The 22,296-nt window shown below is 68.6% G+C and carries 19 protein-coding genes; 11 read left to right on the top strand and 8 right to left on the bottom strand.

Going from position 1 to position 22,296, the window contains the following annotated elements:
• Positions 1 to 107: 107 nt before the first annotated feature.
• A complete protein-coding gene (locus EDD27_RS02630; RefSeq protein WP_127930898.1) occupies positions 108 to 806 on the top strand; it encodes a TetR/AcrR family transcriptional regulator in 699 nt (232 codons plus the stop codon).
• A 51-nt stretch (positions 807 to 857) separates the two neighbouring features.
• Here EDD27_RS02630 and EDD27_RS02625 read toward each other — a convergent pair whose 3' ends face one another.
• From EDD27_RS02625 to EDD27_RS02600, 6 genes are all read right to left on the bottom strand, one after another.
• Positions 858 to 1,286, bottom strand: a complete 429-nt coding sequence (locus EDD27_RS02625) for a type II toxin-antitoxin system VapC family toxin (RefSeq protein ID WP_127930897.1) — start codon at positions 1,284 to 1,286, stop codon at positions 858 to 860.
• Positions 1,283 to 1,525, bottom strand: coding sequence for a type II toxin-antitoxin system VapB family antitoxin (locus EDD27_RS02620; protein WP_206641200.1), 243 nt, complete (start codon positions 1,523 to 1,525; stop codon positions 1,283 to 1,285). Before EDD27_RS02620 ends, EDD27_RS02625 begins: the two co-directional genes overlap by 4 nt.
• 282 nt (positions 1,526 to 1,807) lie before the next feature.
• The gene (locus tag EDD27_RS02615) at positions 1,808 to 2,650 is read right to left on the bottom strand and encodes a transporter substrate-binding domain-containing protein (RefSeq protein ID WP_127930896.1); all 843 of its coding nucleotides are present in this window, start codon (positions 2,648 to 2,650) and stop codon (positions 1,808 to 1,810) included.
• Positions 2,651 to 2,802: 152 nt separating this feature from the next.
• On the bottom strand, positions 2,803 to 3,405 hold the full coding sequence (locus EDD27_RS02610) for a TetR/AcrR family transcriptional regulator (RefSeq protein ID WP_127930895.1): 603 nt from the start codon (positions 3,403 to 3,405) through the stop codon (positions 2,803 to 2,805).
• A 9-nt stretch (positions 3,406 to 3,414) separates the two neighbouring features.
• Positions 3,415 to 5,736, bottom strand: coding sequence for a PEP/pyruvate-binding domain-containing protein (locus EDD27_RS02605; RefSeq protein WP_127930894.1), 2,322 nt, complete (start codon positions 5,734 to 5,736; stop codon positions 3,415 to 3,417).
• A 13-nt stretch (positions 5,737 to 5,749) separates the two neighbouring features.
• A complete protein-coding gene (locus EDD27_RS02600; protein WP_127930893.1) occupies positions 5,750 to 7,132 on the bottom strand; it encodes an MDR family MFS transporter in 1,383 nt (460 codons plus the stop codon).
• A 381-nt stretch (positions 7,133 to 7,513) separates the two neighbouring features.
• Between EDD27_RS02600 and EDD27_RS02595 the strand changes: the two genes are divergently transcribed.
• The 4 genes from EDD27_RS02595 to EDD27_RS02580 all read left to right on the top strand — a co-directional run bounded on the left by EDD27_RS02595 (position 7,514) and on the right by EDD27_RS02580 (position 12,335).
• Positions 7,514 to 8,548, top strand: coding sequence for a TerC family protein (locus EDD27_RS02595; RefSeq protein ID WP_241563826.1), 1,035 nt, complete (start codon positions 7,514 to 7,516; stop codon positions 8,546 to 8,548).
• Positions 8,549 to 9,307: 759 nt separating this feature from the next.
• Positions 9,308 to 9,550: a hypothetical protein gene (locus tag EDD27_RS02590; protein WP_127930892.1), complete on the top strand. Its 243-nt coding sequence runs from the start codon at positions 9,308 to 9,310 to the stop codon at positions 9,548 to 9,550.
• Positions 9,547 to 11,754: a hypothetical protein gene (locus EDD27_RS02585; RefSeq protein WP_127930891.1), complete on the top strand. Its 2,208-nt coding sequence runs from the start codon at positions 9,547 to 9,549 to the stop codon at positions 11,752 to 11,754. The genes EDD27_RS02590 and EDD27_RS02585 overlap by 4 nt, the downstream gene beginning before the upstream one ends.
• Entirely contained in the window at positions 11,751 to 12,335 is a 585-nt protein-coding gene (locus EDD27_RS02580) for a hypothetical protein (RefSeq protein ID WP_127930890.1), read from the top strand. The genes EDD27_RS02585 and EDD27_RS02580 overlap by 4 nt, the downstream gene beginning before the upstream one ends.
• Before the next feature lie 139 nt (positions 12,336 to 12,474).
• On the opposite strand, the gene leuA is transcribed toward EDD27_RS02580, so the two are convergent.
• Together leuA and ddaH are read right to left on the bottom strand one after the other, a co-directional pair.
• Entirely contained in the window at positions 12,475 to 14,181 is a 1,707-nt protein-coding gene (gene leuA, locus EDD27_RS02575; RefSeq protein WP_127930889.1) for a 2-isopropylmalate synthase, read from the bottom strand.
• 194 nt (positions 14,182 to 14,375) lie between these two features.
• The gene (ddaH, locus tag EDD27_RS02570) at positions 14,376 to 15,122 is read right to left on the bottom strand and encodes a dimethylargininase (protein WP_127930888.1); all 747 of its coding nucleotides are present in this window, start codon (positions 15,120 to 15,122) and stop codon (positions 14,376 to 14,378) included.
• 38 nt (positions 15,123 to 15,160) lie between these two features.
• On the opposite strand from ddaH, the gene EDD27_RS02565 reads away from it, so the two are divergent.
• The 6 genes from EDD27_RS02565 (at position 15,161) to EDD27_RS02540 (ending at position 22,257) form a co-directional block, all read left to right on the top strand.
• A complete protein-coding gene (locus tag EDD27_RS02565; RefSeq protein ID WP_127930887.1) occupies positions 15,161 to 15,406 on the top strand; it encodes a DUF2630 family protein in 246 nt (81 codons plus the stop codon).
• Between the two features lie 55 nt (positions 15,407 to 15,461).
• The gene (locus EDD27_RS02560; RefSeq protein ID WP_127930886.1) at positions 15,462 to 16,439 is read left to right on the top strand and encodes a GNAT family N-acetyltransferase; all 978 of its coding nucleotides are present in this window, start codon (positions 15,462 to 15,464) and stop codon (positions 16,437 to 16,439) included.
• 41 nt (positions 16,440 to 16,480) lie between these two features.
• A complete protein-coding gene (locus tag EDD27_RS02555; RefSeq protein ID WP_127930885.1) occupies positions 16,481 to 18,826 on the top strand; it encodes a glycoside hydrolase family 6 protein in 2,346 nt (781 codons plus the stop codon).
• A gap of 120 nt (positions 18,827 to 18,946) precedes the next feature.
• Positions 18,947 to 20,260 (top strand): MFS transporter, encoded by a 1,314-nt coding sequence (locus EDD27_RS02550; RefSeq protein WP_127930884.1) that lies wholly within the window; start codon positions 18,947 to 18,949, stop codon positions 20,258 to 20,260.
• A 9-nt stretch (positions 20,261 to 20,269) separates the two neighbouring features.
• Positions 20,270 to 20,935: a response regulator transcription factor gene (locus EDD27_RS02545; protein ID WP_127930883.1), complete on the top strand. Its 666-nt coding sequence runs from the start codon at positions 20,270 to 20,272 to the stop codon at positions 20,933 to 20,935.
• The gene (locus EDD27_RS02540) at positions 20,932 to 22,257 is read left to right on the top strand and encodes a sensor histidine kinase (protein ID WP_127930882.1); all 1,326 of its coding nucleotides are present in this window, start codon (positions 20,932 to 20,934) and stop codon (positions 22,255 to 22,257) included. Before EDD27_RS02545 ends, EDD27_RS02540 begins: the two co-directional genes overlap by 4 nt.
• Positions 22,258 to 22,296 lie beyond the last annotated feature (39 nt).

The raw sequence follows: 22,296 nt of genomic DNA, 5'->3' as shown, positions 1-22,296 counted from the left end.
CCGTGGGTGGTGCCATCCGCTTATGAGAGCAATGCTCTCTTAAAAGAGCACCGTTCGTCAAGAGCAGTGATCTCGTTTCTTCTCACCGCTCTGATAGCCTGCTGGACATGACAGCCAGCCGTACCGCCAGAGAACGGGTCCGGGCCGAGCTCACCAGGGAGATCACCGACATCGCGCGCCGCCAGCTCGCCACCGAGGGCGCGGGCGGCCTGTCGCTCCGGGCCGTGGCGAGGGAGATGGGCATGGTCTCCTCTGCCATTTACCGATATTTCCCGAGCCGGGACGACCTGCTCACCGCATTGATCATCGACGGATACAACGCCATAGGCGAGGCCGTGGAGCAGGCCGACGCCGGCTGCCCGCGGGAGGACTTCCTGGGCCGATGGCTGACCGTCTGCCACGCCGTCCGCGACTGGGCGCTGGCACACCCGCACGAATACGCCCTGCTCTACGGCTCACCCGTGCCCGGCTACCAGGCCCCGCAGGACACGGTCCCCGCAGCCCTGCGCGACACGATCGTGTTCGGCCGCATCCTGTCGGAGGCCCACCAGGCGGCAGCCCTCAGCCCGGCACAACCGGCTCCCTCGCCTCCGCCCTCGCTCCACGCGGACGCGTCAGCCGTACGCGCTCTCATCCCCGATGTTCCCGACGACGTGATCTTCCGCGGCGTGATGGCGTGGACCGCCCTGTACGGCTGGGTCAGCTTCGAGCTGTTCGGCCAGTACAACAACACCATCGAGGACCGCCGCACCGCCTTCGACCACTCGATGCGGCTCATGGCCGCGCTGATGGGCCTTGCTCAGTAAGACACCGTCATCAATCGTGTCGGCTCACCGCTGCCTGCGAGGCACTGAGGGCTAAAGGGGATTGCGCGTGACCAGGCTCGGAAAGCGACTGAAGTCTCGATCCATGGTCCACAACTCTCTCACCCCGTGAGCCGCACACAGCGCGGCTATCCGGGCGTCATGGACCATTGGACCGGCGATCTTGCTCTGCTCAAGCAGCGTACGCAGGCCACACCAGTGGTCGTTGGGCTCTGCGAGCACGACCAGGGCCGGGGATCCCAGCCACGCGTCGATCTGGTCGATCGCCTGTGCTGTCGTGCTGGGAGGCGCATAGATTCTGGGATGCGTTACCACCGAGAAGAACTCATAGACACACGGCCAAGGGATCGCCCAGGGCGCTCTTCCCTCAGCCAGTTCCTTGATCTTCGACGCCGCGGCCGCATGGAACTCGCTGTCTCGCCGATGGGCGTAAACAAGGACGTTCGTGTCTACCGCAATCACAGACGATCTCCATAGGCCAGTGCTCGGATGTCCTCCCAGCTGGCTCCGCGAACCTCTCGTTGCAGGCCTTCGCCGCCCACCGATGCGTCAGGCAGGATAAAACGGGCATTCTGGGCGCGCCGCGAAAGCACAACCCTGAGACCCTCCTCAATCATGGCGCGCAGCGTAGTTCCCTCGGCGCGGGCCACTTGACGAGCTTCGTTGAGCAAGGAGTCGGAAATGTCCACCGTCGTCTTCATATTGCCGACCATACCCATGGACCCATACTCCCATACCCCATAACTGTACGCAGCCGATCTACTACTTCTGCGGCCGAGGGCAGGGCCGGCACCGGCGCAGCGCGACCGCCGGACCGAGCCGGCAGAACGGGCCGCATCGGTGACCCAGCGTCAGGAGTGACCGATGTAGGGGTGCGTGGTGTTGTGGACCAGTCCAGGCTCTCCGGGGACGCTCTGGTGGTTGTCATGGACCACGGTCCGTCCTCGGGGCCGTGACCGCCGCGATCGCCTACCAGGTGGGATTCAGCTCTGCCAGGGGGCAGCGTAGCGGGCGTAGGTGCCGTCGTTGACACTCAGGTGAAGCCACTGGTCGACGTACTCCTTGAACACCTCGTCACCGCGGGGCAGCAGGTACGCCTTCTCCGCGAAGGTGAACGGCTTGTCCGGATTGATCGCGCACAGTTCGGGGCGGATCTTGGACTGGTAGCGGGTCTCGGAGGCATCCGTGATCATCACGTCTGCCCTTCCCGCCGCGATCTCCTCGTGGATGGTGTTGTTGTCGGGATGAGTGATGACCGTGGCCTTCTTGATGTTCGCCTGGACGAACTGCTGGTTGGTGCCCCCCGGGTTGACGATCACCCGGACGCCGGGCTGGTCTATCTGCTCGAGGGTCTGGTACTTGTCCTTGTCGGCGCAGCGGGCGATAGGAGCCTTGCCGTCGGTGATATAGGGGGTGCTGAAGTACGCCTTGCGCGCCCTGGCCAGAGTCACCGAAACGCCGCCCATGCTGACATCACACTTGTTCGCGGCCAGGTCGTCGACGATCGTGGCCCACGTGGTCGGCACAAAGGTGGCCTGTACCCCCAGGCTGCCCGCCAAGTGCCTGGCCATGTCAACGTCGATGCCGGTCCGATCGCCCGTCTTCGGGTCCAGGTAGGTGAAGGGCCGGTAGTCGCCGGTGGTGCAGACTCGCAGCCTGCCACGCTGCGGGATCTTGTCCAGGAGCGTATCCTCCTTGCCGCCCGCGGCACCGGCCGTGGCGCTGACCGCGGCGGCCGTACCGCCCCGCCCCGTGAGGAAGAGCATGCCGGCGAGCACCGCGGAGAGGGTCAGAGCCAGGGCGGACAATATGGGGGCACGCCTCATGTTTCTTGCTCCTATGTAACTGGGACTACCTTTCGGCGATTTTGCCACACAAAGCGATCAATGTCCGGTGCGGTTAGCGACCATCGAAGCTGAGGCTTGTTCGCCTCTGTGCGCACGACCGCGCACACCGTCGCGGCCGCCGCCCGGCCGGCTCAGCCCTGCGTGATCCGGTGGGTCAGCAGCGGGACGAGGACCTCGTCCACGATCTGGACGACCAGCTCGCCGGGGATGGGCGCGCCGTTGAACAGGAAATGGTGGCGCAGCAGCGCGTGCCCCGCGTCCAGTCGGCGCGGGGTGATCGCGTCCGGGTCGATCTCGCCGCGCTCCACGGCACGCCGGACGACCTCCTCCATCGTCCGCCTGCCTATCCCCTGGGACGTCCTGCGCATGGAGCTCAGCGGCGACCCGCTGCTCAGTGCCTCGCCCAGCAGCCCTCGCATCGCCTCTCCAGCGGGTCCCGACAGAGCCTGTGCGACCTGTCCCAGCATGGCCACCAGGTCGCCGCGCAGGGTGCCGGTGTCGGGCGTCGACTCGGGGGTGGGCAGCGTGTTGCGGACCGCCTCCATCACCAGCTCGATGCGGGTCGGCCAGCGCCGGTAGAGCGAGGCCTTGCTGGCCCTGGCCCGCTCGGCCACCCGTTCCATCGTCAGCCCGGCGTACCCGCTCTCGGCCAGCTCGTCGAGCGTCGCCTGGTAGATGGCGGCGTTGAGCGCCTCTCCCCGGCGGCGCGGCAGCTTGCGGTGGTCGGTCACCATAGGGCGATCCTAGGCAGCGCCGGTGACCGTGCCGGTGTCGCCGTTGACGGTGACGAGCCGGCCGTCCTCCAGCACGGAGGTCGCCGTGCCTGTGCCCATGACGGCCGGGATGCCGTACTCCCTGGCCACGATCGCCGCGTGCGACGCGGCGCCGCCGCTGTCCACGACCACGGCCGCAGCCCTCTGGAACAGCGGCGTCCACGAGGGGTTGGTGTAGGGGCACACGAGCACGTCACCGGTGTCGAGCTTGCCGAACTCGCCCGGCCCTCTGATCACCTTCACCGGCCCGGTCGCGACGCCGCCACTGGCGGGCGATCCGGTGACCAGCGCGTCGCCGGCCTGGCGGGGAGGGAAGACCGCGGCGGGGTCGATGAGCCGCGTGCCGGCCAGCTCCTCCCGCTTGGCCGCCCGTGCCCGCACGACCTCGCGCAGCCGCTCGCGGTCGGCCGCGGTGTCCTGGAACGACTCCAGCTCCTCCAGTCGCAGGTGGAAGACGTCCTCGGGCCGGTCGAGCACGCCCTTGTCGTGCAGTCGCCGCCCCAGCTCCACCAGCGATCTGCGGAGGATGGGCAGCGGCATCGTGAAGTAAAAGTGGCTGTCCTCGCGGAAGGCGATGCCGGCACGGGCGGCCGTCACCCAGCGTGTCATGCGGGCGCGGCGGCGTGGGTGACGCAGGAGCGGGTGGTCGAGGAGGCGTTCCAGCGCGTCGTCGGTTTCCTTCTGCTCCTGCGGGCCGGCGGCCAGCACCTTGATCAGCCCGCGAACGGTCTCCGGGTCGTCCGCCCAGGTGGGCGGCGTGACCAGGATCGGGCTGAGGGTCTCGCGGTGGCCGTACTCGGCCAGGAACTCCTCCAGCGCGGCCTGGAACTCGGCGGGCGGCGGGTCGGTGTCGAGCGCGCCGGTGCGCCTGGCCAGCTCGGCCAGCCGCGTCAGCGCCTGATTGGCCTCGGTGGTACGGGTGACCGCGCCGTGCAGCAGGCCCCCGAACAGCCTGCCGCGCCCCAGCAGCTTGACGGCCAGCAGCAGCCGCAGCAGCGCGAGCCCGGTGCCCGGCAGGTAGTCGATGCGCAGGTCGGCCACCGGCGCGACCAGGGCGAGCGCCTGCCGGGGCACGCGGATGAGCTCCGGCCACGGCATCGCGGCCAGGTCTTCGGCGGCCAGGCGCCGGACGGCCGCCAGGTAGTCGTGGAACCGCGGGTCCTCGGTCCAGCGGGCGGGGTCGTACCGCCTGGCCTTGGCCGCGACCCGGAACGGCGCGGCGAGGACCCCCAGCGTGGGGTGCGGCTTCGGCGGCAGCAACGCGTAGACCACGCCGTCCTCCTCACGCAGGAACCCCTCGAACGCGCGGCGCAGCCCGAAGGCGCCGGTCACCTTGCCCATGAGCCCGGCCGGGCCGTACGGGATCCAGGTGGACATGTCGATCGGGTACGGCCGCGCGGGCAGGTATTCGATCAGCACGGTGCCCAGGCGCCGCTGGAACGGGTTGAGCCTGCCGACCGGAGGCGGTGGCAGCGCCGTCATGGGCCGGGCCTGCAGCAGGTGGACCCTGCCGTCCGCCCAGGCCCACTCGATGTCCTGCGGCCGTCCGAAGAGATCGGCGACCCGCCGGCCCAGAGCGGCCAGTTCCCCCACCACCGCGTCGGGCAACCGCTCCCCCGTCACCCCGGTCTCACGCGTGACGCCACCGCCTGCCTTGCCCCGGATGACGACCTCGCGGCGGCCGGCCGTGAACTCCACCCCACCGTCCGCGTCGACGACGTAGTGGTCGGGGGTGACCAGGCCGGACACGACGGCCTCGCCCAGGCCGCTGCTGGCGTCGATGACGAGCTGGGTGCGGTCGCCGCTGACCGGGTTCGCGGTGAACATGACACCTGCCGTGTCGGCCTCGACCATGCACTGCACGACCACCGCGATGCTCACGTCCTCGATGCCCAGCCTCGCCCGGTAGGCGACGGCGCGATCGGTCCACAGCGAGCCCCAGCAGCGGCGTACCGCGTCCAGCAGGGCCTCGTCACCGACGACGTTGAGGTAGGTGTCCTGCTGGCCGGCGAACGCGGCCCCCGGCAGGTCCTCGGCAGTGGCACTGGACCGCACCGCCACCGGCCCGCCGCCGAGCTCGGCGTAGGCGTCGAGGATCGTGCGCCGCAGCTCGTCAGGCATGTCGGCCGTGGTGCGGCCTTGGGCGACGAGGTCGTAGGCATGCGTGGTGACGACGAAGCCGCCAGGCACCGGGAAGCCGTTCCTGACCAGCTCCCCCAGGTTCGCTCCTTTGCCACCGGCGATGGCCAGGTCGTCCCGGCCGAACGCGCTCAGGGGTGCGACGAGTTTCACGTTGTCTCCTCTTTCACGATGACTCCTCGACGTGGGCTCGGGTGCGGAGCGGACGCGCCGGCAGGGCCAGCGCGAGGAAGAAGGCCACGGCGAGCAACGGCGCCATGGCGGCGAACACGGGTGGCGCGGCCGCGGCGAACGCGTCGCGCACACTGTCCGGCAGCTCCGCCGGGGTGGCGGTGGCGGAGATCCCGGACCTCAGCGTGATGAGCGCGCCGACGAGCGCGACCCCGGCCGACGCCCCGATCTGCCGCAGGAACGTGACGGACGAAGTGGCGGTGCCGAGGTCGGCGTGCTCGACGGCGTTCTGCGCGGCCAGCACCATGACCTGCATGACCAGCCCGACCCCGAGCCCGGTCAGCAGCATCGCGCCGGCCAGCGCGAGCGGCGACGCCCCCGCCACCCCGACCAGCGCCAGCCCGACGGCCGCCGCGGCCGTGCCCGCGACGGGGTACGGCTTGTACACCCCGGTCCTGGTGATCAGCCGCCCGGACACGATGGTGGTGACGAGCACGCCGCCCATCAGCGCGGTCACCAGCAACCCCGCCTGCGTCGCACTCGTACGCAACGCGATCTGCAGGTACGCCGGCATGTACGTGATCGTCCCGAACAACGCGAACCCGATGAGCAGGCTGATCGCCACGGGCACCGCGAAGGCCCGGTCGCGGAAGAGCCGCAACGGCAGAATCGGATCCTTGGCGAAGCGAGCGCTGACCAGCCACGCCACCACCCCGGCACTCGCCACCAGCAGGTAGACCGGCTCCCCGGTCTGCCCCACCATGACCACGCCCACGACGGCGACGGCCAGTGTCAACGCGCCCACGACATCGAACGGCACCCGGTGGTTCCGCGGCCTCGGCAGCCGCAGCGTGACACTCAGCACGACCAGGGCCAGCAACCCGAGCGGCGGGTAGATGGCGAAGATCCACCGCCAGCCGAGCGAGTCGATGAAGAACCCGCCGACCAGCGGCCCGCCCACGGCCGCCACCACATACGCGGCGCCGATGAACCCGAGGTAGCGGCCCCGTTCACGCGGACTGACGATCTCCCCCATGATCGCCTGCGCCCCGATCATCAACCCGCCCCCGCCGAGCCCCTGCACCGCCCGGAAGGCGATGAACTGCGGCATCGACGTGGCCAGGGCGCACAACACGGCGCCGGTGACGAAGATGACGATGGCGACCTGCATGGTGGGCTTGCGGCCGTACCGGTCGCCGAGCTTGCCGTAGACGGGCATGACGACGGTGGCGGCGGCAAGGTAGGCGGTGACGACGGCAGGCATCTGATCGAGCCCGCCGAGACTGCCCGCGACGGCGGGGAGGGCGGGAGCCATGATCGTCTGGTCGAGCGCGCCCAGCAGCATCGCCAGTATCAGACCCGACAACACGAGACCCATGGCACCCGCCCCTTAGAGAACGTTTCGTTCTCTATCGAGCATAGGATTCATTCCACAGAAACGCAACGTTCACTAAGAGGCCGGCGCACAGGCGGCGCGCATCAGCGCGGCATCAGAACGCTGGTGGACGGGGCACGCAACACTGTGCGCACCACCCTGGAGATCGTGCGTAAGCCCGCACTCAGCGCGGGACTCGCAAGGGGGGATGTTGGGCTCCTGCATTCGGTATGTATGATCGCAGGGCAAAGTGGAGGGGAGTACTCCTTCGCGGCCACGTCGTCATCACGGACCCGCCCTCGGGGCCCGGCGCGGTCGGTCCGCGACGCCGCGGGCGGAGAAGACCTCCGACGGACGTGTCAACGCCAAGTCGGAGGAGCGCTCATGCCCCCACCTATGTCCGTGCCCGCCTGGCTGTGGGCGGCCACCATCGCCGCCCTGCTCGGACTCATCCTCCTCGACCTGATCATCGTCAACAGGAGACCCCACAAGGTCACGATCGCCGAGTCGGCCCGGTGGATCGCCTTCTACATCGGCTGTGCCGTCGCTTTCGGCGCAGGCGTGTGGATCTTCGGCGGCGACGACCACGCGGCCTCCTACATCACCGGCTACATCACCGAATACACGCTGAGCGTCGACAACCTGTTCATCTTCATGCTCATCATGGCGAACTTCGCCGTGCCCGCGATCCACCAGCACCGCGTGCTGCTCATCGGGATCATGATGGCGCTGGTCATGCGCGGGATCTTCATCGGCGTGGGCGCGCAGGCCGTACAGCGCTTCAGCTGGGTGTTCTGGCTCTTCGGCGGCATCCTCATCTACACCGCGTGGAAATTCGCCTTCAACAGCAAGGACGACGAGGAGTACGACCCCAACGGCGGCGTCGTACGGCTGGTGCGCAGGCTGTTCCCCGTCACCGACGTCTACCACGGCTCACGGCTGACCATCAAACAGGACGGCCGCCGCCTGCTGACCCCGATGTTCATCGTCATCATCGCCATCGGCGGCGCGGATCTGGTCTTCGCGGTCGACTCGATCCCCGCGATCTTCGGCATCACCCAGGACGCCTACCTGGTCTTCGCGGCCAACGCGTTCGCGCTGATGGGGCTGAGACAGTTGTACTTCCTGCTCGGCGGGCTGGTGGAGAAACTCGTCTACCTCACCTACGGCCTGGCGGTCATCCTCGGCTTCATCGGCGTGAAACTCGTCCTGCACGCCCTGCACGAGAACGAGCTGCCGTTCATCAACGGCGGAGAGCACGTCACCTGGGTCCCTGAGATCAACAACTGGATCTCGCTGGCCGTCATCGTCACCGTGCTCACCGTCACGACGGTGGCCAGCCTGCTCAAGTCCAGGCGCGACACACGCCAGGCCGTCGAGCCGTCCGTGTCCGAGCCCGCCGACGAGGCGCGCAACTGACCAGAAGGGGAAGGCTCGCCGACCGGCGGCGAGCCTGCCTCGTGGCCACATCCCCGGACATACAACAAGTCGGCCGTCGCCTTTCCCCCTCATCGAAAAAGGCGACGGCCGGCGCGCGACGGCCGAATTCCCGCTCAGGATAGGGGGACCAGAATTGTCGGCGACCAGCCAAGATCATCGGTCTCGAACACGCACAAAGCGTCTGATCGAATGGCGTGAGCACGAGCCGGTGACGTGCTGCACCTCGAGACTCTTGAACTGAATGGCAAACCCACAGCCTATCGGTGAACGATGCACGTCGATCTCCGTAGCGGGACCCGTGTAGCGGTCTATCTCCGACGTTGGCACCAGTAGACAGCCGATGGACCCTCACCATCGCCATGGGCGACCAGTCGAGATTCGGGCACGCAGGCCCCACGCAGTTTCGCGCCCCCGGGGCCGGTCCTCCTACGGCGGCAAGGCCCCACCCCGGCTGTTTCAGTCGATATTAATGAGGAGCCACAATGAGAAGCTTCACTTTCATTTAGGGAAGAGACCATAGACCGCAGTCAATTCATACCGACAAGACTGGCGGAAGACCGTCGAGCCCATGCTCCAGTCGGACAAAACGCTCATTTTCCAACAAAACTCGAACGTGCCATACCTTTCACTGCGTTCCAGCTTGTTCTGTTGACGTGATGTTGATTAGCGTGTGAAACACGTGGGAGACGCCGCCTCCTGATCTGTTCTGGTGCAGCGAGCCGTACGAGGAGGATCATCGTGGCTGACCTCGATCGTGAGGCGATGCGGGCCGTTGCCCAGCGGATCCAGCGGCTGTCGGACGACCACTGGTGGGCGCTCGATCCCGTCTGCCGGTTCATGGAGAAAGACGCATGGGTGGGGCCGACGGGCGCCCGCTTCGACACCCAGGTCCACGCCGACCAGCGGGAACTGCGGGCCATGCTGGCACAGGCCGTAGACAGCGCGAAACAGAAGCTGGCCTCGACTCCGGACAAGCCATGAGCGAGTTCAGCGGGGTCAAGCAGCCCGAATTCGACACGATGACGAGCAAGCACACCCAGACCGCCGGCCAGCTGGAGGAGCTGGCGCAGGCTCTGCACAAGGAGCTGCAGAGCGCCGGGCTCGACACCGCACCGGCGGCGCGGCTGCGAAAGTTGGCGGGACGGGTCACCACACAGGCCGAGGACCTGCGGCGGCGGCAGAGACTGGTCCACGAGCTGCAGCGGCAGAAGGTCATCTTCGGGAGGAGCACGCCTATGGGGAGCTTCCTGGAGATTCCTGACAATCTGGAGGCCGCCCAGGGGCTGCTGGACGGGACACTGGCGGGTCGTGCCGCACTGAAGGCGGCGGACGGCGACCGCAAGGCACTGGCCGAGCTGGAGAAATACGCGTCGCGGACCGGGGACCCCGAGTTCGTCAAGTCATTCCTCCGCACGCTGGGCGCGATCAGCGTGACGCGGGTGCCCGGGGCGATCGCCATGCAGTTGCGCGACGCCAGGAAGCGTCAGGACGCCGAGGGCGTGACGCAGCTCTCCAGACAAGGGCAGAAGGTCCTGGCCATGTTGAGCACGGCTCTGGCCAAAGGGACGGATCCGAAGAGTCCCGCTTATGTGGGTGCCGACCTCCTCAAGGGTCTGGTGAAGGAGGGCCGGGCCGAGCACAAGGCGGGTGACACCAAATACTCCGGTTACCAGGCCCAGGCGCTCATGTGGCGTGCTCACGACGGGAAGCCGCCATTCTCGAAGGAGTTCATGGAGGTCGTCGGGCGTGACGTGATCGTCTACGAGCACGAGCAGCGCAAGGACGAATGGGCGGCGGCCAAGGATCTGCTGGGCCGGTACGTCAAGGGGAAGCAGCTGCCCATCATCGACCTGGCCGGCGCTTTCGGCCTCGGTATCCTGCTGAGGCCGGGAACTCAAATGGGCAGTCCCGACACGAAGGCCCAATCAGCTGTGGTGGACGGCCTCTTCCATGCGGCGAAATCCAGCCGGGAGGCGTCCCAGGCGCTGCTGAATCACACCCCGGCAGGGTGGAAGGAGTCCGTGCTGGACTACCTTCTGACGACCCGGTGGAGCGCTTCCCGTTTCCTGAACGACTACAAGCCGATACGGGACATGCTTGAGATCGCGACAACCGGTCAGGACGCGACCTCCAAGAAGCTGGCCGCCGAGATGATCAAAACGCTCTCGGACCAGGTAGGCGGCGCCTTCGGCAAAGCCGCGGACGGCAATCTGGAGATCAGGAATAGATATCTATTCGATCGCTACGCCCCCTTGGCCTACCCCCTCGGCAGGGCGATCGCGGCCCACATCGATCAACTCTCCCGGCTCATCCTGAACCATGAGACCTTTGGCCAGGTCGCGGCGAAGGACATGTCGTATGCCTTAATCCTGGCCACCGCCGACAGTGCCGCGTTTGAGGCACTAGTGAGAGCGCAGACCGAACACATGCGGGCGGCGCTGGGCACCGTACCGCCCGTCGGTCTCAACGCCGCCAACGCCGAGAAACTCGGATTCACGAAGGCCGACGTCAAGAAGTACGACCTCAACGAGAACGGACAGGTCGACAAGGCCGACGTCATTCAGGCCCTGAAGGACCGGACCGAGGAGGAGGCACGTCCCTTCGGCCACATCGTGGAGATCCGCCGCCAGATCCTGATCGCGCAGGGGCTGGACGACAAGAAGGCTGACGAGGCAGTGAAAGGCATGGTGCGGGACGCACTCGGGCTGCTCCCGGTTCCGGGTGCCAAACAGGCGGGTGCGCTGGCCACAGGAGCCTTCGGCGAACTGATCGGCAAGGGATATGACAAGCTCGCCGGAGCCGCGTACGACCAACTCTCCACGCAAGTCGCCCATTGGATGCGGGAACACAGGGTGGGCCTGGATGCGGCACACGAGACGCTGGCAAACAATCGCCTTGCAGTGGAACGACTGGGGGAGCAACTGCTCGGAACAGTCCTGCTGAACAAGGGTCTGCTCGACACACTGGACTTGAAGAACCAGCCATTCGCCATTGGAACTCCGCCTAGGCTCAAGCCCTTCACCGAGATGAGTCCGCAGGAATACAGCAAGTTCCTCGCATGGGCCCGCAACTCCGGAGGAAGTAGCGAGCTGCTCGGTCTCTTCAGCAAGACCTTCCGCTCGAACACTGATGTGGACGACTATCTCGGTCTTAAGGTCTCCTCATCCGACAGAGGTGACGAATGAGGCATGCTTCTGCCGCGCTGGCCGCTCTCGCGTTGCTCGCCGCGGCTTGCACCCCGACGACCGGCATCGACTCCACACCGGCCTCAGCCCTCCGGCCGGTCGTGGATTCCTCACCATATGTCTGCACGCTCATTCCAGAGCAGGCATTTCGTCTCGTCAGTGGGGTGACCGGACCTCTTGTCGAGAAAACCGCCGGCAACGAGCGGAACGGCGACTGCCGGGCTCCTGATACGCCCTCCGGATCTCTAGAGGTGTGGTGGAAGCAGGAGGGGCCCGGGATGTCTCGTGAGCATATGGAGTTCCTTATCGAGGACAGGCGTAAGTTCTACAGCGATTACGGCGGAGTCGCGCTCCCTGCCGATCTTGGTGACGGTATGGCCGCGTACCTGCGCGATCCGCCAGCCGCCGACCAGCCATACCAGGTAAGCGCGAAGTTTCGCTGCGGCAGCAAAGAGCGATTGATCGACATTTATCTGCCCCAGGTCACCAAGGGCAGGGATGCGAATAAAGACATGGCCGAACTCATGCGCATCGCCCAGAAACGCTACGGCGAGGTGTACAACTGCACACCCGGCACGTAGGGACCACAAACAACTCGACCGCGCCTCCCGTCGGTCACGGGGCGCGGTCGAGTGATGGGCGGCGGGGCCTTGTGGGCGCGTGCCGAGCCACCGGCCCTGCAAGGTCGTTGCAGGGCCCAGGCCTTGGAGACTTACAGGGTCAGCGGGAAGCGCGGTTCACCGCGGAGATGATGGCCTTGAGGGCGGCCGTCGTGGTGTTGGCGTCGATGCCGACACCCCACAGCACCTGCCCATTGACCTCGCACTCCAGGTAAGACGCCGCCTTGGCGTCGGTGCCGGCGCTCATGGCGTGCTCTACGTAGTCGAGAACCCGCACCTGGATGCCCACCCCCGCGATGGCGTCGATGAAGGCCGAGATCGGGCCATTGCCCGAGCCCTCGATCTCCCTGATCTCCCCATCGAGGCGGACGTCGGCGCTGATGCGGTCCTTGTCGTCGACCGTGGACTCGTGGCGGTGGGCCATGAGGCTGAGGCGGCCCCAGCGGTTGGCCGGGTTGGGCAGGTATTCGTCCCGGAAGATCTCGAACATCGCGGCCGGGCTGATCTCGCCGCCCTCGCTGTCCGTGCGGGCCTGCACGACCTTGGAGAACTCGATCTGCAGCCGGCGCGGCAGGTCGAGCTGGTGGTCGGCCTTCATGATGTACGCGACCCCGCCCTTGCCGGACTGGCTGTTGACGCGGATCACGGCCTCGTAGGTGCGCCCGATGTCCTTGGGGTCGATCGGCAGGTACGGCACTGCCCACGTGAAGTCGTCCACCGGCACCCCGGCCGCCGCGGCGTCGCGCTCCAGGTGCTCGAAGCCCTTCTTGATGGCGTCCTGGTGGGAGCCGGAGAAGGCGGTGTAGACCAGCTCGCCGCCCCACGGGTGGCGCGGGTGCACGGGCAACTGGTTGCAGTATTCGGTGACCCGGCGGATCTCGTCGATGTCACTGAAGTCGATCTCGGGGTCGACGCCCTGGGAGAACAGGTTCATGCCCAGCGTGACCAGGCAGACGTTGCCGGTGCGCTCGCCGTTGCCGAACAGGCAGCCCTCGATGCGGTCGGCGCCGGCCATGTAGCCCAGCTCGGCGGCGGCCACGGCGGTGCCGCGGTCGTTGTGCGGGTGCAGCGACAGCACGATCGAGTCGCGGTGCTTGAGGTGGCGGTGCATCCACTCGATCTGGTCGGCGTAGACGTTGGGGGTGGCCATCTCGACCGTGGCCGGCAGGTTGATGATGACCTTGCGGTCCGGGGTGGGCTGCCACACGTCGTTGACCGCGTCGCACACCTCGACGGCGTACTCCAGTTCGGTGCCGGTGAACGACTCCGGCGAGTACTGGAAGTAGACGTCCACGTCGGTCGCGTCGGCGAGCTTCTTGACCAGCTTGGCGCCCTCGACCGCGATCGCCGTGATGCCGTCCTTGTCCTGGCCGAACACGACGCGCCGCTGCAGCGTGGAGGTCGAGTTGTAGAGGTGGACGATGGCCTGCTTGGCGCCCTCGATCGACTCGAAGGTACGCTCGATCAGCTCTGGCCTGGCCTGGGTCAGCACCTGGATGACGACGTCGTCCGGGATGCGGTCCTCTTCGATGATCTGCCGGATGAAGTCGAAGTCGGTCTGCGAGGCGGCCGGGAAGCCTACCTCGATCTCCTTGTAGCCCATGCGTACCAGCAGCTCGAACATCTGGAGCTTGCGGTGGGAGTCCATCGGGTCGATCAGCGCCTGGTTGCCGTCGCGCAGGTCCACGGCGCACCAGCGGGGCGCCTTGGTGATGACCTGGTCGGGCCAGGTGCGATCGGTCAGCCGGACGGGCTGATAAGGCTGATAACGATGGATCGGCATGGGGCTGGGCTGCTGGGCGGTCATGTCAGATGCTCCTCGTCGGTCGTCCAAGGGAAGCGGCCGACGCGCATGACTGGCTCCGCGGCGAGGGAGCCGGCCTTAGAGGCCCTCGCCGCGGCAGCTAAGAAGCAGTCCGCGCAGCATGCCATGCACGCTACCAGACGTCTCGGGATGCGCCGCGCCAGATCTCACATCTTGAGAACGCGGAACGGGTCCGGTTATTCCTCGATGAGGACGCTGAGGCAGGTCACGCACCCTTCGAGCTTCTCAAATTCCGAAATATCAACCGTCGTCACACTAAGTCCGCGCTTTTCGAGCATCGTGGCGGTCTGGGGTGCCGAGGCGGCCATCAGCACCCGATCGCCGCCCATGAGCACTACGTGCGCGCCCGACTCCTCCGGAGGCACCAGCAGATCGGGCAGGTCCACGTAGCGGGGATCGCCGATGAGCGTCCCGTCCGGGAGCGCCGTGACCGCCGACTTCAGGTGCAGCACGCCGGTCATGTCGACGGGCACCACCCGGCGTTCCGGCACCAGGGCCGTCAGCTGGGTGATGCCGTGGTCGTTGGTGCGCGCCGATCGGCCGACGTACACGGTGGCGCCGACCTGCAGCACGTCGCCCCCGTCGAGAGTTCCGGGCGGCGCGATCCTGACCGTCTTCATGCCCAGCTCCCGTACGGCCTGCGCCACGGACTCCACCTCCGGCCGCCGCTCGGCCGCGCCCGGCCGGGTCAGCACGGCCACCCGGCCCGCCACCACCACCGCGTCCTCCACGAACGGCGCGTCGGGCAGGTCGTCGGCGGGCTTGGCGTACGCCGGCCGCCACCCGCCGCCCGCCAGCGCGGCCACATAGGCGTCGTGCTGGGCGGCGGCGCGCTCGTAGTCCACCGGCTCGCGCTCGATATGGGTGACGATGCCCTCGGCAATACGGGGGCCAGGCTTCCTTACCAGCGCGATACCAGACATAGGGCGTGTTCTATCACGCAGTGATTAGAGTCATGGGCATGCGGGACGACGAGATACTCACCAGGATCAGCGCTCTGGTCGACGAGGAGCACGAACTGCGCGGCAGACTGACGGCCGGCGATGTGACGACGGACGAGGAGCACGCGCGTATCAAGGAGCTGGAAACGGCTCTCGACCAGTGCTGGGACCTGCTCAGGCAGCGCCGCGCCCGGCGCAGCGCGGGCGCGGATCCCGACGGCGCCGCCGTGCGCCCGCCCGGCGAGGTGGAGAACTACCGCCAGTAGCGAACCCCTCGAAATTCGTTCGCTCCGGCCGCCGCGTGTGCGCTTTGCTGGTCGTATGAGGATCCAGCGCATCGACCCAGCCCGGCACGAGGATCTGATCGCGGGTCTGCACGACGCGTACGTGGCGGCCTACTCCCACGACCCCGGCCCCTCGCTCTCCCTCCCCCTCTTCCGTGGCGACGTCTGCACAGACCTGCCCGGGCAACTGACCGAGGCATGGGCGGTGCTGGCGGAGGACGGCAAGGTGGCCGGCGGCTATGGGCTGGCGCTGCCCAGGCTCGACAACACCCACATGGGATGGCTGTTCCCGCTCGTGGTGCGGCCAGAGAGGCGGGCACGCGGGCTCGGCACGGCGTTGTTCGAGCACGCCCTGGACCGGTTGCGCGGGCACGGGAGGCGGCTGCTGCTCACCGAGACGTCCGCCACGGGGATCGGCGCCCGCTTCGCGCAGGCGCGCGGCATGACAGTGTCCCTGGCGGAGGCCCGCCGCACGCTCGACCTGCGTACGGCCGACTGGGGCGCGCTGGAGCGCATCCTCCCTCAGGTCGACGGCTACTCCCTGGAACGGTGGGTCGGACCGGCCGGCCCCGAGCTCATGCCCGACCTCGCCATCCTGATGAACGGCATGAACGACGCCCCGCGCGACACCGACATCGAGGACGCCCTCTTCACCGTCGAACGCATGCGCGACCGCGAAGAACGCATCACCCCCAACGGCGTGACCTGCTACACCACGATCGCCCGCCGCGACCGCGACGGCGCTCCCGCCGGCTACACCCGCATCTACCTCCAGGCCGACCGCTCCGACGGCTGGGGCAACCAGGCGGACACGATGGTGCTGCGCGAGCACCGGGGCCATCGCCTGGGGCTGCTGCTCAAGCTCAGCAACCTGCTGTGGCTGCGCGAACGCGAGCCGCACCTCGAACGGATCATCACCTGGAACGCCACCTCCAACACCCACATGCTCGCCATCAACGAGGCCATGGGCTTCGAGTTGCTCGACGAGTGGAACGAGTGGCGGCTGGCGCTGTAAGCATGGAACACCCGTCGTAGCGCAAGATAACCTGATCTTCTATGACCTTGGAGGCGTTGAGGGACGGGGATCCGCGTCACGTGGGGCCGTACGCTCTGCTGGGTCGGCTGGGCGAAGGCGGGATGGGCGTCGTCTACCTGGGTCAGGGGCCGGACGGCACGCGGGTGGCGGTCAAGCTGATCCACGCCAGGATGGACGCGGACGCCGGCTTCCGGCGGCGTTTCGCCCGCGAGGTGGCGGCCGCCAAGCGGGTCGCCAGGTTCTGCACCGCTCCTGTCCTGGACGCCGACGTCGAGGGCGACGTGGCGTATCTGGTCACCGAATTCGTCGAGGGGCCCAGCCTGGACGACGTCGTCCGCGCGTCGGGGCCCTTGACGGGGTCGGCGCTGGACGGGCTGGCCGCGGCCATGGCGATGGCGTTACGGGCCATCCACGGAGCCGGGGTGGTGCATCGCGATCTCAAGCCGTCCAACGTGCTGCTCTCACAGGTGGGGCCCAAGGTCATCGACTTCGGCATCGCGCAGCTCGCGGACGCGGAGATGAGCAGCGCGGTCGTGGGGACGCCGGCGTACATGTCGCCTGAGCAGGTGTCCGGCTCGCCCATCGGGCCGGCCTCGGACATCTTCTCGTGGGGCTGCACGGTCGCCTACGCGGCCGGCGGCATCCCGCCGTTCGGCTCTGGCTCGGTGCCCACGGTCCTGATGCGCATCATCAACGAGGCCCCGGACTTGCGGGGTCTTTCGGGCACGTTGCGGGACCTGGTGGTCGCGGCCCTGGCCAAGAACCCGGCCGAGCGGCCCACGGCCCAGGACCTCATGGACGGCCTCAGCGCCTCGGTTCCCTCGCCCCCTTCCGCCGCTCCCCCGCCGGCCACCCCGCACAACGCGGGCATGGCGGGCGGGATCTCGCCTGACGCGGCAGGCCAGGGCGCGACGGCCCCCAGTGCGGCACACCACAGCACCACGACCCCAGGCGCGGGCGCCGCCGACGCGAGCGGTCAAGGTGCGGTGGGTCCGGGTGCGGCGGGTTCGAGTGCGGCGGCCCCAGGTCCGGTGGGTCCCGAGCGGCCGGTCCCAGGTGCGGCGGGTTCGAGTGCGGCGGCCCCAGGTCCGGTGGGTCTGGACGGGGCCGGTTCGGATGAGGGGGCGTTCGGACGGCGGAGGAAGCTCTTGGCGGCGGCCGCTGCCGTGGTCGTGGCCGTTGCGGGGACGGCGGCAGCGCTCGTCTGGAAGGGCCCGGGCGGCTCGGCCGAGGGCCGGAGCCCGGCAGCAGCAGATGCCACCGCAGGCGACGGCGGCACCAACCCGGCCGGCACCGGGAATCCCGGACGGACGGCGACGACAGCGACCCCAGCACCCCGCAACGCCCAGAACCCGCTGAGAGCCCAGGACGACGTCCGCTTCTATGCCCCCGCCGAGCTGGGCGCCAGCCGCCAGGCCACGATCTGGGAAGCCGGGAACCGCCGCGTGGACGCCGAGCTCATGCGCAAGCTGGCCGCCGTCCCCCACGCCGTCCGCCTGAACGAGCCCGAGGTCAGAGCCAAGGTCGAGGAGACGATCACGGGTGCCGAGCAGTCGGGCGGCGGCGTACCCGTGTTCCTGATCAACTACATGCCCGGCAGCGAATGCCGCCCGATCGGCGCGTCCGACATGGCCGCCTACCAGGACTGGATCAAGGGCATAGCCGGCCAGATCAACGACGCCAAGGCCGTGATCATCCTGGAGCCCGGCAGCCTGGTCAAGATCGCCGGCACCAAGGACTGCGACCCGCAGGGCTCCCCCGGCCAGCGGTACAAGGATCTCCGCCAGGCCGCCCAGACCCTCAAGGCCAACCCCAACACGGCCGTTTACCTCGACGGCAGCCAGGACCTCTACCCGGGCACCGAGACCATGGCCGAACGCCTGATCGCAACCGGGATCGACAAGGCCGACGGCTTCTTCGTCAACACGGCCGGCCACCAGCGCACGGACAAGGCCGTCGCGTACGGCAAGAAGCTGTCGGCCTGCATCGCCGTCCGGCTGGCCACGGGCAGGACGGGCTGTCCCGCCGACGCCACGGTGGACCCGGCCAGGATGCCGCACTTCGTCGTCGACACCAGCAGGAACGGCCAGGGCGGGTGGGCGCCGACCAAGCACTACTCCGACCCGCAGACATGGTGCAACCCGCCCGGCAGGGGCGTCGGTCCCCGGCCCACCACGCAGACGCAAGAGGAGCTGGTCGACGCCTACCTGTGGATCGCCCGCGCCGGCACGTCCAGCGGCAGGTGCCGGCGGGGCACGAACGGCGACAAGGACCCGGAGCGCGGCGTCGTGGCCCCGGAGGCCGGCGAATGGTGGGGTGAGCTGGCGCTCGAAAGGGCGAAACTGGCCAATCCGCCGTTGCGCTGAGGTTACGTACGGGAAGCCCCGACGTTAAGCGGATGTTAGATCTGGCCCCGCCTCCCTTGTCCGAACAACCTTCTGGGATCAGGCTCTGACCTGCACCTACTCGCCCCAGGAGGTACCGAAGTGAGCAAGGCACGCGTGCCGTGGAAGGCCGTGGTCGGCGGTTCTGTCGGCAATCTGGTGGAGTGGTACGACTGGTTCGTCTACAGCAGCTTCGCCATCTATTTCGCCGCGTCGTTCTTCCCTGAGGGGGACGACACCGCCAAGCTGCTCAACACGGCCGCGATCTTCGCCGTCGGCTTCTTCATGCGCCCGCTCGGCGGCTGGCTGCTCGGCCGGTACGCCGACAGGAAGGGCCGCAAGGCCGCCCTCACGCTCACCGTCACCCTCATGTCCGCCAGCGCGCTGCTGATCGCGATCGCCCCGACGTACGAGACGGTCGGCTACTTCGGCGCGCTGGTCCTGGTGGTCGCGCGCCTCCTGCAGGGCCTGTCGGTCGGCGGCGAGTACGCGGCCAGCGCCACCTACCTCACCGAGGCCACCCCGCGCGGCCGCCGCGGCTTCGCCTCGAGCTTCCAGTACGTCTCGATGACCGCCGGCCAGCTCGTCGGCCTCGGCCTGCAGATCATCCTGCAGAACACCATGTCCAAGGAGGCGCTCGACTCCTACGGCTGGCGGATCCCGTTCGTGATCGGCGCGCTGGGCGCCGCTGTCGTGTTCTACCTGCGCCGCAACCTCCTGGAGACCGAGGCGTACGACGAGGAGGAGCGCGAGGTCAAGACGGAGAGCCGGGGCACGATCCGCGAGCTGCTCACCCACCGCAAGGAGGCGCTGCTGGTCATCGCCCTGACCATGGGCGGCACGGTCGCGTACTACACCTACACGACATACCTCACGAAATACCTGTCGAACACCGCGGGCCTGCCCAAGGAGACGGCCACGCTGGTGAGCTTCTGCGCGTTGTTCATCTTCATGTGCCTGCAGCCGGTGGCGGGGGCGCTGTCGGACCGGATCGGGCGCAGGCCGCTGCTGATCACCTTCGGGGTCGGGTCGATGCTGGGCACGGTGCCGCTGATGACGGCGCTGGGCGGGGCGAGCGGCTTCGGCGGCGCGCTCGTGCTGTCCCTGACGGGCCTGCTGATCATCACCGGTTACACGTCGATCAACGCAGTGGTGAAGGCCGAGCTGTTCCCGACGAACGTGCGCGCGCTCGGCGTGGCGCTGCCGTACGCGATCGCGAACGCGCTGTTCGGCGGCACCGCCGAGTACGTGGCGCTGTGGTTCAAGAACGCCGGCATCGAATCCGGCTTCTTCTGGTACGTCTCCGGCTGCGCGGCGGTCTCGCTCGTGGTGTACCTGACCATGCGCGAAACGCGGGACGCCGCCCTGTCGCGTGCCGAGCAGGCCACGGCGGATTCGCTCCCTGTGCGCGTCTAACCTGGCGCTATGCGAGTTCTGCTGGTCGAGGACGACGATCGGCTCGCCGCCGCGCTCATCACGGCCCTCGCCCGGCACGGCCATCAGGTCACCCGGGCGGGGCTGGCCGTCGACGCCCTCCGCTTGGCGGGGGGCGTCGACTTCGTCCTGCTCGACCTGGGACTGCCCGACATGGACGGGCTCGACGTGCTGCGCCGCCTGCGCCGGGTGTCGGCGGTGCCGTTGATCGTGGTGACGGCCCGTACCGAGGAGCGCGAGGTGCTGCGCGGCCTGCGCTCCGGCGCCGACGACTACCTGGTCAAGCCGTTCCGCACGACGGAGCTGATGGCGCGCATGGAGGCGGTGGTGCGGCGCGGCACCCGGCCGCGGCCGGCGCGCGATCATGTGGTGAACGTCGGCGACGTCCGCATCGACCTGGAGTCCCGGCAGGTGACGGTGGCCGGGGAGCCGGTGACGCTGACCAGGCGGGAGTTCGACGTGCTGGCGCTGCTGGCCAGGGAGCCCGGCGTGGTGCGCAGCAGGGAGGAGATCCTCGACGAGGTCTGGGGCGACCCGCTGCTGTCGGCGTCGCGGTCGCTGGACGTGCACGTGGCCGGCCTGCGCTCCAAGACGGGCCGTCCCGGGCTGGTCGAGACCCTTCGGGGCACGGGCTACCGGCTGGGCTCGACGGCGTGAACTCCCGGTTGGTGGTCACGTTCACGACGCTGATCGTGTTCCTGATCGCGGCTCTGGCCGTGCCGCTGGGGCTGGCGTACGCCTCCCACCGGACGAACCGGCTGCTCCTGGACCGCCGCGCCGATGCCACCCGCTTCGCCGAGCTGGCCGACCAGGCCGCGCGGGAGGCCGACTACTCCGGGTTGACCGCCGAGATCACCCGCTACGCGGACCTGTACGGCGCCGCCGTCCGCGTACGCGACCGCGACGGCGCGGTCCGCGTCACCGCGGGCCGCTTCGACGCCGACGACCGCGACGCGACCCGCCTGGCGATGTCCGGCCGCACCACCGAGGACCTGCCGATGATGACCCCGTTCGGCCCCGCGAGCGTGTTGCTGGCCGAACCGGCCGGCCGGGACGCGCAGTTGTCGGGCGTGGTGCTGCTGCAGGCGCCCACGGATCAGGCGCGGCAGGACGTGTGGCTGGTGTGGGGCGCGCTGGCGGTCGGCGCTCTGATCGCGCTGACCTACTCGACGCTGGTGGCCAGGCAGCTGGCTCGCTGGATCCTGCGGCCGGTCGCGGAGCTGGACCGTACCACCCAGGCCATCGCGCAGGGCCGGCTGGACGCACGGGCGCATCCCGGCGCCGGGCCGTCGGAGCTGCGACGGCTGGAGGAGCGGTTCAACGCGATGGCCGACGCGGTCGCCGGCGCGATGGAGCGGCAGCGGGCGTTCGTGGCGGACGCCTCGCACGAGCTGCGTACCCCGCTCACCGTGCTCGGGCTGCGACTGGAGAACCTGGAGCCGCATCTGCGCGCCGAGGGCACGGCCGAGCACGCCGAGGCCATGGCCGAGCTGGACCGCCTGGCGCTGCTGGTGGCGGACCTGCTGGCGCTGGCCAGGGTGGAGGCGGGGGCCGACGTCGAGGGCAAGGTCGTGGAGCTGGAGCCGCGGCTGGCGACGTGGCGGGAGGTGTACGCGGCGAAGGGGGTGCTGCTGGTGACCGACATTTCCGAAAGGGCGGTCATTCCCGAGGCGGCGGCCAGGATCGCGGACATCGCCCTCGACAACGCCCAGAAGTTCGTGCCCGAGGGCGGCACGGTGACCGTCACCCTGGCGGACGGCGTGCTGCGGGTGACCGACGACGGGCCCGGGCTGAGCGAGGAGGAGCGGGCTGAGGCGCTGGGGCGGTTCTGGCGGTCGGGGGCGCACGCCAACGTGCCCGGCAGCGGGCTGGGCCTGGCCATCGCCGCCGAGCTGGCCAGGGCGTGCGGTGCCACGCTGCGCCTGCTTCCCGCCGACCCGCACGGACTGATCGTGGAGCTACGCCTACCGGCCCCCTGAGGCAGGGTGCGGCCCCGGCAGGAGCGACGCCCGCGGGCG

The sequence above is a fragment of the Nonomuraea polychroma genome, from assembly GCF_004011505.1.
GTDB classification, from domain to species: domain Bacteria; phylum Actinomycetota; class Actinomycetes; order Streptosporangiales; family Streptosporangiaceae; genus Nonomuraea; species Nonomuraea polychroma.
Note: the sequence above shows the minus strand (reverse complement) of the source record. Positions and strands in the feature narration are given on the sequence as shown.